This window comes from Stenotrophomonas sp. SPM (genome assembly GCF_003105135.1).
Lineage (GTDB): Bacteria > Pseudomonadota > Gammaproteobacteria > Xanthomonadales > Xanthomonadaceae > Stenotrophomonas.
Genome location: NZ_QETL01000022.1, coordinates 33,090 through 44,218, shown reverse-complemented (window position 1 = coordinate 44,218; position 11,129 = coordinate 33,090). Strand labels below are relative to the sequence as shown.

The following is an 11,129-nucleotide window of genomic DNA, read 5'->3' as shown; positions in this document are numbered from 1 at the left end:
CGCGCCGGCCCCGAGCAAGGCCGCCGCTGCCGCCGCCCCGGCCGCTGCCGAGACCGCCACCAAGGTCGAGCCGGTCGCCGTTCCGGCGCAGCCGGACAAGCTCGCCGCCCGCGAGATCGCCTCCGCCGGCGCCCCGTCCAGCCCGCCGGTGCAGTTCAACGCCGATGGCGTGCTGCCGGCCAAGGTGCCCTATGCCACCCCGGCCGTGCGCGTGTTCGCCCGCGAGCTGGGCGTGGACCTGCTGCAGATCAGCGGCACCGAGAAGGGCGGCCGCATCACCAAGGGTGACGTGCAGAAGTTCGTCAAGGCCGCGCTCAGCGGTGGCGTGCCGGCCGCAGCGGGTGCAGCCGTCACCGCCGGTGGTGGCCTGAACCTGCTGCCGTGGCCGAAGGTCGACTTCAGCAAGTTCGGCGAGACCGAAGTGCAGCCGCTGTCGCGCATCAAGAAGATTTCCGGTGCGAATCTGGCCCGCAACTGGGCGATGATCCCGCACGTCACCCAGTTCGAACAGGCCGACATCACCGATCTGGAAGGCCTGCGCGTGGCGCTGAACAAGGAAAACGAGAAGGCCGGCATCAAGCTGACCATGCTCGCCTTCCTGATCAAGGCCAGCGCCGCGGCGCTGAAGAAGTTCCCGGAATTCAACGCCTCGCTCGATGCCAGCGGTGAAAACCTGACCCTGAAGAAGTATTTCCACATCGGCTTCGCCGCCGATACGCCGAACGGCCTGGTCGTGCCGGTCATCCGCGACGTGGACAAGAAGGGCGTGGTGCAGATCGCGCAGGAAACCGGCGAACTGGCCAAGAAGGCACGCGACGGCAAGCTGGGCCCGGCCGACATGAGCGGCGGCTGCTTCTCGATCAGCTCGCTGGGCGGCATCGGTGGCACCGCGTTCACCCCGATCGTCAATGCACCGGAAGTGGCCATCCTCGGCGTCTCCAAGTCGGCCATCCAGCCGGTCTGGAACGGCAAGGAATTCGCGCCGAAGCTGATGCTGCCGCTGTCGCTGAGCTACGACCACCGCGTCATCGATGGCGCCCTGGCCGCACGCTTCACCACGTACCTGTCGCAGGTACTGGCCGACATGCGCCGCGTGCTGCTGTAAGGCACCGCTTCGCCCCCACCGTGCGGCCGCTGCCCCTGGCGCGGCCGCGTGAACAGATGCAGTGACAGCCCGCCGGCCACGCCGGCCGGGCACGAGGAAAACCACCATGGCCACGATTGAAGTCAAGGTTCCCGACATCGGCGATTACAGCGATGTGCCGGTGATCGAAGTGTTGGTCGCCGTCGGCGACACGGTGAAGAAGGACCAGGGCCTCGTGACCCTGGAGTCGGACAAGGCCACCCTGGAAGTGCCGTCCTCGGCCGCCGGCGTGGTCAAGGAAATCAAGGTCAAGCTGGGTGACACCCTCTCCGAAGGCGCCGTGGTCGTGGTGCTGGACGCTGAAGGTGCCGCCGAAGCCCCGGCCAAGGCCGCTGCGCCGGCCCCGGCGGCAGCCGCCCCGGCCAGCAAGCCGCCGGTGACCCCGTCGCACCGCGCCCCGGCCGAGCCGGCGGCACCGAAGCCGGCGCTGTCCAGCGGCAAGCCGGCCGACATCGAATGCGAAATGGTCGTGCTGGGCTCGGGCCCGGGCGGCTACACCGCCGCCTTCCGCGCCGCCGACGTCGGCCTGGACACCGTGCTGGTCGAGCGTTACGCCAGCCTCGGCGGCGTCTGCCTCAACGTGGGCTGCATTCCGTCCAAGGCCCTGCTGCACGCCGCAGCGGTCATCGACGAAGTGGCCCATGCAGGTGATTTCGGCGTCGAATTCGGCAAGCCGACCATCACCCTGGACAAGCTGCGCCAGTACAAGGAAAAGGTCGTCAGCCAGCTGACCAAGGGCCTGGCCGGCATGGCCAAGCAGCGCAAGGTCCGCAGCGTGCAGGGCGTCGGCAAGTTTGTTTCGGCCAACGAACTGGAAATCACCGCCGCTGACGGCAGCACCCAGCTGCTGCGCTTCCAGAAGTGCATCATCGCCGCCGGTTCGCAGGCGGTGAAGCTGCCGAACTTCCCGTGGGACGACAAGCGCGTGATGGATTCCACCGACGCGCTGGAGCTGGCCGAAGTGCCGGGCTCGCTGCTGGTCGTCGGCGGCGGCATCATCGGCCTGGAAATGGCCACCGTGTATGGCGCGCTGGGCAGCAAGGTCACCGTGGTCGAGTTCATGGACCAGCTGATGCCGGGCGCCGACAAGGACCTGGTCAAGCCGCTGGCCGACCGCCTGAAGAAGCAGGGCATCGACGTCCACCTGAAGACCAAGGCTTCGGGCGTCACCGCCGATGCCAAGGGCATCATCGTGACCTTCGAAGCTGCCGAGGAAGGCCAGACGCCGGCCCTGGCGCAGGGCACCTTCGACCGCGTGCTGGTGGCCGTGGGCCGCTCGCCGAACGGCAGGAAGATCGATGCCGATAAGGCGGGCGTGCAGGTCACCGACCGCGGCTTCATCCCGGTCGACCGCCAGATGCGCACCAACGTGCCGCACATCTTCGCCATCGGCGACATCGTCGGTAACCCGATGCTGGCCCACAAGGCCACGCACGAAGGCAAGCTGGCTGCCGAAGTGGCTGCCGGCCACAAGAAGGAATGGGTCGCCCGCGTGATTCCGTCGGTGGCCTACACCAACCCGGAAATCGCCTGGGTTGGCGTCACCGAGACCGAAGCCAAGGCCAAGGGCCTGAAGGTCGGCGTGGCCAAGTTCCCGTGGGCCGCCAGCGGCCGCGCGATCGGCATCGGCCGTACCGAAGGCTTCACCAAGCTGATCTTCGACGAAGAGACCCACCGCATCATCGGTGGTGCCATCGTCGGCGTGCACGCCGGTGATCTGCTGGCCGAGATCGGCCTGGCCATCGAGATGGGTGCTGAAGCCGAAGACATCGGCCACACCATCCATGCGCACCCGACGCTGAGCGAATCGGTGGCGATGGCCTCGGAAATCTACGACGGCACGATCACTGATCTGTACATGCCGAAGAAGAAGTAACGCTCCCTCGCGCTCCATACGAAAAACCCGGCGAAAGCCGGGTTTTTTGTTGCCCGCGCTGCGCGCGATGGTCGACCAACGGTCGACTTTACTGCCCAGGCAAAGAAAAACGCGGCGCCGGTTGCCCGGGCGCCGCGTTGGAGAGATCGTGTGACGCTCGATCAGAAGGTCATGCTGATGCCGGCCACCGGGCCCTTGAATTCCTGCTTCAGGCCGATCACGCCGTCGCTGCCCTTCTGGTCCACGTCCAGCTTGAACCAGTCATAGCCGGCGAATACGCCGAAGGTCTCGGTGAAGCGGTATTCGACGATGGCGTTGGCGCGGCTCAGGTCGCCGTCGTAGTCGTCGAAGCTGCCCCACTTGGTGTTCAGGTACTGGCCCTGGATGTTGATCAGCCAGCGGTCTGCCGGGGTGAAGCTGAGGCGGGCGCCGACCACCGGGGCCACGCCGCTCTCGCTCTCGTCCAGGAAGCGGCCGCTGTACACATTGCCGAGGTCGGCAAAGCCCTTGGCGCTGACTTTCGCCCACTCGGCGCCAAGCTGCAGGCCCATGTCGAACTTTTCGGTATCCACCACCGAGTAGTCGTACACCAGGCTGGCGACCTGGTACTTCAACTCGGCCTTGACGAAGCTGCCTTCCGGCACGTTGATCTGGCCGAAGGCGATGCCATCATCCAGGGTTTCGCGGCGGTCCTTGTCCCACTTGAAGTAGTCGAAGATCAGGCGCTGACGGTCGCTGAAGCGGAACACGCCGTCGATACGCGGCTCCCATTCCTTGCCGCCCATCTTGAAGTCTTCGCTGACGTTGACATCCTGGCCGGCAACGGTGGTGTTGCCGCGGATGGTGTTGTCGTTCTCGATGTTCATGGCACCCACGCGCAGCGTGAAGCGCGGATCGCCCTCGGCAGCATGGGCGGCAGTGGCGAACGAGGCGCCGGCGGCGAGCAGCGAGAGGGCGAGCAGGGTGGGTACGGAGCGCATCGCAGAGTCCTTGCAGTGGTTAATTCGGAATGAAGGCCACTGTGCCGGACGTGAGCGTCCACCCTACGTGAACGTATGGTCCACGCCGTGTAGACGGTTCAGCGCCGTCATGACGCTGCAAAGAAGATGGCCCCGGAGCGGACTACGGGGCCATCCTGGGACCTGCGGGGCGAAGCGTCGACGAGGTTGCTGCGGGCAGGTCGAAAGGTAGGACAGGCGGCGAATGGGAAAGTTCCGTGGCCTGCGACCAAAGTTGAATACGCTGCGTCGCAACATGGCGCGGACGCTATTGTCCCCCCTGCGGGCCGTAAAAATCCTGCCGATTCGGCAACTTGCGGCTCCGTGGATGAACAGGCAGCGGTTGTCTCACAAATTGTCCCATTGCTATAATTTGGCGGCTCGATGAGGCACACACGTTGTAACGGCCTCCGCCCTTCACAAGAACCATGTGGGACATCCTGTGCTGAACTCCGTTGAAGCGGGTCGGCGACTGATGCTGCGCGCCGCGGTCTATCCGCTGGTCGCAGTGGCTGTCCTGGCCCTGGCATTCCTGCTGCTGGCGGGGCAGAAGGCCGCACTGGGTGCGCTGCTGTCCGGCGTGGCGGTCTCGGCCGGGGGCTGGGTCGCGGCACGGATGGCGCTGAGCGGGGGCGCAGTTGCAGCAGGTTCGGCGATGGCGCGTCTGATCATTGCGGTCGTTGCGAAGTGGGCAGTCGTTTTCGGCGTCCTGCTGGCGGGTTTCCTGGTCTTCAAGCTGCCTGCACTGGCGCTGTTGGCCGGTATCGCCGTCGGTTTGATGTTCCAGGTCCTGGCTCTGGCCAGGCGTTGACAGAATTCAATTAACTAAGGTTCCGGACACATGGCGGGCGAGGCTCTAACCCCTACCAGCTACATCCAGCATCACCTGCAGAACCTGACCGCACCGGTCGGCAACGGCGAAGGGATGTTCTGGCACATCCACGTCGATACCTTCCTCACCGCCGTCCTGATGGGCCTGGTGATCGTGGTCGCGTTCTGGATGGGTACCCGCAAGGCTACCGCCGGCGTGCCGGGCAAGTGGCAGGCCTTCGTGGAAATCTGCCTGGAGTTCGTTGACCGCCAGGCCAAGGACACCTACCACGGCAAGAGCAAGCTGGTCACGCCGATCGCCATCACCATCTTCTTCTGGATTCTGCTGATGAATCTGCTGAAGATGATCCCGGCCGATTTCATCGCCAAGCCGCTGGAAATGGCCGGTGTCCACTACTGGAAGCCGGTGCCGACCGCTGACGTCAACGCCACCCTGGGCATGGCCTTCAGCGTGTTCTTCCTGATGCTGTTCTTCGCGCTGAAGTCGAAGGGCCTGCTGGGCTTCATCAAGGAATTCCTGACGGCGCCGTTCGGCAAGTGGATGATGCCGTTCAACCTGATCCTCAACATCGTCGAGTGGCTGAGCAAGCCGATCTCCCTGGCGATGCGACTGTTCGGCAACATGTTCGGCGGCGAAATCGTGTTCCTGCTGATCTGGGTGCTGGGTGGTGCCGGTTTCTTCGGTGCCATTGCCGGTGGTGCATTCGGTCTGGGCTGGATGCTGTTCCACCTGCTGGTGATCCCGCTGCAGGCCTTCATCTTCATGATGCTGTCGATCGTGTACCTGAGCCTGTCGGAAGACGCTCACTAAAGTTCCAAGCTTCAACCAGTTTCACCTTCATCCGTTTCATCACCCTTAGCAACTTAGTTCCTGGAGATAACCATGTACTTCGCCGTCCTGACCAACTTCGCGCAGATTCAGAGCTCCACCGCCCTTGCCGTCGGCATCATGATCGGCCTGGCCGCGCTGGGCGCTGGCCTGGGTCTGGCCATCATGGCTGGTAAGTTCCTGGAGTCGGCCGCCCGCCAGCCGGAACTGATCCCGGTCCTGCAGGTCCGCATGTTCATCACCGCGGGCCTGATCGACGCCGCGTTCATCATCTCGGTCGCCGTCGGCCTGCTGCTGGCCTTCGCCAACCCGCTGTCGGCTGCCTTCGCTGGCGCCGTCACCAAGGCTCTGGCCGGCTGATACAGCGGTTTGAGACGACCGGGTGCTGATGCACCCGGTTTCGGATGAAGGCCGGATGCGCTGCTTCGGCGGCGCATCCACCCCGAAACCAGCGATCGAGCTAACCATGAATATCAATTTCACCCTTCTTGCGCAGGCGCTCGCCTTCGCTGGTCTGATCTGGATCATCGCGACCAAGATCTGGCCGCCGCTGATGAACGCGATCGAAGAGCGCCAGCAGAAGATCGCTGAAGGCCTCGCTGCTGCCGACCGCAGCCAGAAAGATCTGGCCCAGGCGCAGGAGAAGGTCAACGAAGCGCTGAAAGAAGCACGCACCAAGGCCAACGAGATCATCGACCAGGCCCACGCGCGCGCCAACCAGATCGTTGATGCTGCCCGTAACGAAGCGATCACCGAAGCCACCCGTCAGAAGGAACTGGCCCAGGCTGAGATCGACGCCGCCGCCAATCGTGCCCGTGAAGATCTGCGCAAGCAGGTGTCCGCGCTGGCCGTGACCGGTGCCGAAAAGCTGCTCAAGCGCGAAATCGACGCCAACGCCCACAAGGCGCTGCTCGACGAGCTGGCCTCGGAGATCTAAGGATGAGCCAGGCCCTCACGCTTGCCCGCCCGTACGCCCGCGCCGCCTTCGCGACCGCGCGTGACGAAGGCACGTTCGCGCCGTGGTCGGACGCCCTGGCGTTCTCCGCCCACGTCGCCGCCGACCCGCGCGTGGCGGCCCTGCTCGCCAACCCGGAGCTGGGTCGCGACGAAGCCGTCGCACTGCTGGCACCGGAAACCCACGGTGAGACCTACTCGCGTTTCCTCGCCGTGCTGGCCGAATCGCATCGTCTGCCGCTGCTGCCGGAAATCGCTGGCATGTTCGACGCCCTGCGCGCCGAAGCCGAGCACGTGGTCAAGGCCACGGTGACCTCGGCGGCCGAACTGTCGGCCGGTGAGCTGGACGCGATCAAGGTCGCGCTGCGCAAGCGCTTCAACCGCGAGGTCGACGTGACCACTGCGGTCGATGCCTCGCTGATCGGCGGCGCCGTCATCGACGCCGGCGACGTGGTCATCGATGGTTCGCTGAAGGGCAAGCTGGCCCGTCTGCAGACCGCGCTCGCTAACTGAATTCATTTAACGTCCGGCCCCGCTGCCGGCACTAGGACTTGACGATGGCAACCACGCTCAACCCCTCCGAAATCAGCGAACTGATCAAGAACCGCATCGAGAAGGTCAAGCTGGCCGCGGAATCGCGCAACGAAGGCACCGTGACCAGCGTGTCCGACGGTATCGTGCGCATCTTCGGTCTGGCCGACGTGATGCAGGGCGAAATGATCGAACTGCCGAACAACACCTTCGCCCTGGCCCTGAACCTGGAGCGCGACTCGGTCGGCGCCGTGGTCCTGGGTGACTACGAGCACCTGCGCGAAGGCGACGTCGCCAAGACCACCGGCCGCATCCTGGAAGTGCCGGTTGGTCCGGAACTGCTGGGCCGCGTCGTGAACGCGCTGGGCGAGCCGATCGACGGCAAGGGCCCGCTGGGCACCGACCTGACCGCTCCGGTGGAGCGCGTTGCTCCGGGCGTGATCTGGCGCAAGTCGGTCGACCAGCCGGTGCAGACCGGTTACAAGTCGGTCGACTCGATGATCCCGATCGGCCGTGGCCAGCGCGAGCTGATCATCGGCGACCGCCAGACCGGCAAGACCGCGATGGCCATCGATGCGGTGATCAACCAGAAGGGCACCGGCATCAAGTGCGTGTACGTTGCGATCGGCCAGAAGGCTTCGACCATCGCCAACATCGTGCGCAAGCTGGAAGAGAACGGCGCCCTGGCCCACACCGTCGTGGTTGCCGCGACCGCTTCCGAATCGGCTGCCATGCAGTACATCAGCGCCTACTCGGGCTGCACCATGGGTGAGTACTTCATGGACCGCGGCGAAGACGCGCTGATCGTGTACGACGACCTGTCCAAGCAGGCCGTGGCCTACCGCCAGATCTCGCTGCTGCTGAAGCGCCCGCCGGGCCGCGAAGCCTACCCGGGTGACGTGTTCTACCTGCACTCCCGTCTGCTCGAGCGCGCTGCCCGCGTGTCCGAGGAGTACGTCGAGAAGTTCACCGAAGGCAAGGTCACCGGCAAGACCGGTTCGCTGACCGCGCTGCCGATCATCGAAACCCAGGCTGGCGACGTGTCCGCCTTCGTTCCGACCAACGTGATCTCGATCACCGACGGCCAGATCTTCCTGGAAACCGACCTGTTCAACGCCGGCATCCGCCCGGCCGTGAACGCCGGTATCTCGGTGTCGCGCGTCGGTGGCTCGGCCCAAACCAAGATCATCAAGAAGCTGTCGGGCGGCATCCGTATCTCGCTGGCCCAGTACCGTGAACTGGCTGCGTTCGCGCAGTTCGCCTCGGACCTGGACGAAGCGACCCGCAAGCAGCTGGAGCGTGGCCAGCGCGTCACCGAGCTGATGAAGCAGAAGCAGTACGCGCCGATGTCGATCGCCAACCAGGCACTGTCGATCTACGCCGTCAACGAGGGTTACCTCGACGACGTGCCGGTCAACAAGCTGCTGGCCTTCGAAGAGGGCCTGCACGCCCACTTCGCCAACACCCAGGGCGAGCTGATCGGCAAGGTCAACGCCACCGGCGGTTGGGACAACGACATCGAAGGTGCCTTCAAGAAGGGCATCGCCGAGTTCAAGACCACCGGCAGCTGGTAATCCAGCGCTCGTAGAGCGGGGCTCGCCCCGCTCAAACGGTTGAACAACGCGGGGCAACAGCCCCGCGCCACGGGAAACAAGAGATGGCAAGCGGACGCGAAATCAAAACCAAGATCAAGAGCGTGCAGAACACCCGCAAGGTGACGCGCGCCCTGGAAATGGTCTCGGCCTCCAAGATCCGCAAGGCGCAGGATCGGATGAAGACCTCGCGTCCGTACGCGCAGGCGATGAAGCAGGTGATCGGCCACCTGGCCCAGGCCAGCACCGATTACCAGCATCCGTTCCTGGTCGAGCGCGAGCAGGTCAAGCGGGTCGGGTTCATCGTGATCTCCTCCGATCGCGGCCTGGCTGGCGGCCTCAACAACAACCTGTTCCGCAAGATGCTGGGCGAAGCCAAGGCATGGCAGGACAAGGGTGCTGAAGTGGACCTGGTGACCATCGGCCAGAAGGCATCGACCTTCTTCCGCCGCGTGAAGGTCAACATGGTCGGCAGCGTGACCCACATCGGCGACGTGCCGAAGCTGGAATCGCTGATCGGTGTGATCAAGGTCATGCTCGACGCCTTCACCGAAGGCAAGATCGACCGCGTGTACCTGGTCTACAACCGCTTCGTGAACACCATGACGCAGAAGGCCAGCTTCGATCAGCTGCTGCCGCTGCCGCCGGCTGAGAAGCAGGTCGCTCACCACGACTGGGACTACCTGTACGAACCCGATGCCGCGACCGTGCTCGAGCACGTGATGACGCGTTACATCGAGTCGCTGGTGTACCAGGCACTGCTGGAAAACGTCGCCTCCGAACATGCTGCACGCATGGTCGCGATGAAGGCGGCGAGCGACAACGCCAACAAGCTGATCGGTGAGCTGCAGCTGGTCTACAACAAGGCACGCCAGGCAGCGATCACCCAGGAAATCTCCGAAATCGTCGGCGGCGCGGCAGCAGTCTGACCGCGTTCGTTCAAAGCACACATTTAGAGGATGCAGCAATGAGTCAGGGCAAGATCGTTCAGATCATCGGCGCGGTCGTCGACGTCGAATTCCCGCGTGAGTCGGTGCCGAAGGTGTATGACGCACTGAAGGTCGAAAACACCGAAATCACCCTCGAAGTCCAGCAGCAGCTGGGCGACGGCGTGGTGCGTACCATCGCCCTCGGTTCCACCGACGGCCTGAAGCGCAACCTGGTGGCCGTCAACACCGACCGCGGCATCTCGGTGCCGGTCGGCGCTGGCACCCTGGGCCGCATCATGGACGTGCTGGGCCGTCCGATCGACGAAGCCGGCCCGGTGGCCGCCAGCGACAACTGGGAAATCCACCGTGCGGCCCCGTCGTACGAAGACCAGTCCCCGGCTACCGAACTGCTGGAAACCGGCATCAAGGTCATCGACCTGATGTGCCCGTTCGCCAAGGGCGGCAAGGTCGGCCTGTTCGGCGGCGCCGGCGTCGGCAAGACCGTCAACATGATGGAACTGATCAACAACATCGCCAAGGCGCACAGCGGTCTGTCCGTGTTCGCCGGCGTGGGTGAGCGTACCCGTGAGGGCAACGACTTCTACCACGAAATGAAGGACTCCAACGTCCTCGACAAGGTGGCGATGGTGTACGGCCAGATGAACGAGCCGCCGGGCAACCGTCTGCGCGTCGCCCTGACTGGCCTGACCATGGCCGAGTACTTCCGCGACGAGAAGGACGAAAACGGCAAGGGCAAGGACGTCCTGCTGTTCGTCGACAACATCTACCGCTACACCCTGGCCGGTACCGAAGTCTCGGCACTGCTGGGTCGTATGCCGTCCGCCGTGGGTTACCAGCCGACCCTGGCCGAGGAAATGGGCGTCCTGCAGGAACGCATCACCTCGACCAAGAACGGTTCGATCACCTCGATCCAGGCCGTCTACGTTCCCGCGGATGACTTGACCGATCCGTCGCCGGCGACCACCTTCGCCCACCTGGACTCGACCGTCACCCTGTCGCGTTCGATCGCCTCGCTGGGTATCTACCCGGCCGTCGATCCGCTGGACTCCACCAGCCGCCAGATGGACCCGCTGGTCATCGGCCACGAGCATTACGACACCGCCCAGCGCGTCCAGCAGACCCTGCAGAAGTACAAGGAACTGAAGGACATCATCGCCATCCTGGGCATGGACGAACTGTCCGAAGAAGACAAGCAGGCCGTGTCGCGCGCCCGCAAGATCGAGCGCTTCTTCAGCCAGCCGTTCCACGTGGCCGAAGTGTTCACCGGCTCGCCGGGCAAGTACGTGTCGCTGAAGGACACCATCCGTGGCTTCAAGGCCATCGTCGATGGCGAGTACGACCACCTGCCGGAGCAGGCGTTCTACATGGTCGGCAGCATCGAAGAAGCGGTCGAGAAGGCCAAGAAGATGGCTGAGAAGGCCTGA

The 11,129-nt window shown here is 64.5% G+C and carries 11 protein-coding genes; 10 read left to right on the top strand and 1 reads right to left on the bottom strand.

Annotation, left to right across the window (positions count from 1 at the left end; translation table 11 throughout):
* Positions 1–1,105, top strand: a 1,105-nt coding sequence (aceF, locus tag DCO49_RS07565) for a dihydrolipoyllysine-residue acetyltransferase (protein WP_116863507.1), incomplete at its 5' end; no start/stop codon positions are given.
* Between the two features lie 106 nt (positions 1,106–1,211).
* The gene (gene lpdA, locus DCO49_RS07560; RefSeq protein ID WP_116863506.1) at positions 1,212–3,020 is read left to right on the top strand and encodes a dihydrolipoyl dehydrogenase; all 1,809 of its coding nucleotides are present in this window, start codon (positions 1,212–1,214) and stop codon (positions 3,018–3,020) included.
* A gap of 161 nt (positions 3,021–3,181) precedes the next feature.
* Here the strand turns inward: lpdA and DCO49_RS07555 are convergent, their stop codons facing one another.
* Positions 3,182–4,000, bottom strand: coding sequence for a hypothetical protein (locus tag DCO49_RS07555; protein WP_116863505.1), 819 nt, complete (start codon positions 3,998–4,000; stop codon positions 3,182–3,184).
* Between the two features lie 493 nt (positions 4,001–4,493).
* Between DCO49_RS07555 and DCO49_RS07550 the strand changes: the two genes are divergently transcribed.
* The 8 genes from DCO49_RS07550 to atpD all read left to right on the top strand — a co-directional run bounded on the left by DCO49_RS07550 (position 4,494) and on the right by atpD (position 11,129).
* Positions 4,494–4,829 carry a hypothetical protein gene (locus DCO49_RS07550; RefSeq protein WP_079223564.1) on the top strand — a complete coding sequence of 112 codons (336 nt, stop codon included), beginning with the start codon at positions 4,494–4,496 and terminating at the stop codon, positions 4,827–4,829.
* Positions 4,830–4,859: 30 nt separating this feature from the next.
* Positions 4,860–5,660: a F0F1 ATP synthase subunit A gene (gene atpB / locus DCO49_RS07545; protein WP_079223562.1), complete on the top strand. Its 801-nt coding sequence runs from the start codon at positions 4,860–4,862 to the stop codon at positions 5,658–5,660.
* 72 nt (positions 5,661–5,732) lie between these two features.
* Complete coding sequence (gene atpE, locus DCO49_RS07540) at positions 5,733–6,038, top strand: F0F1 ATP synthase subunit C (RefSeq protein WP_005411133.1); 306 nt, start codon at positions 5,733–5,735, stop codon at positions 6,036–6,038.
* 106 nt (positions 6,039–6,144) lie between these two features.
* Positions 6,145–6,615, top strand: coding sequence for a F0F1 ATP synthase subunit B (locus tag DCO49_RS07535; RefSeq protein WP_005419512.1), 471 nt, complete (start codon positions 6,145–6,147; stop codon positions 6,613–6,615).
* A gap of 2 nt (positions 6,616–6,617) precedes the next feature.
* Positions 6,618–7,145: a F0F1 ATP synthase subunit delta gene (locus DCO49_RS07530; RefSeq protein WP_079223560.1), complete on the top strand. Its 528-nt coding sequence runs from the start codon at positions 6,618–6,620 to the stop codon at positions 7,143–7,145.
* Between the two features lie 44 nt (positions 7,146–7,189).
* A complete protein-coding gene (gene atpA, locus DCO49_RS07525; RefSeq protein WP_079223558.1) occupies positions 7,190–8,737 on the top strand; it encodes a F0F1 ATP synthase subunit alpha in 1,548 nt (515 codons plus the stop codon).
* Positions 8,738–8,820: 83 nt separating this feature from the next.
* Positions 8,821–9,684, top strand: coding sequence for a F0F1 ATP synthase subunit gamma (gene atpG, locus DCO49_RS07520; RefSeq protein WP_116863504.1), 864 nt, complete (start codon positions 8,821–8,823; stop codon positions 9,682–9,684).
* A gap of 38 nt (positions 9,685–9,722) precedes the next feature.
* Positions 9,723–11,129, top strand: coding sequence for a F0F1 ATP synthase subunit beta (gene atpD / locus DCO49_RS07515; protein WP_116863503.1), 1,407 nt, complete (start codon positions 9,723–9,725; stop codon positions 11,127–11,129).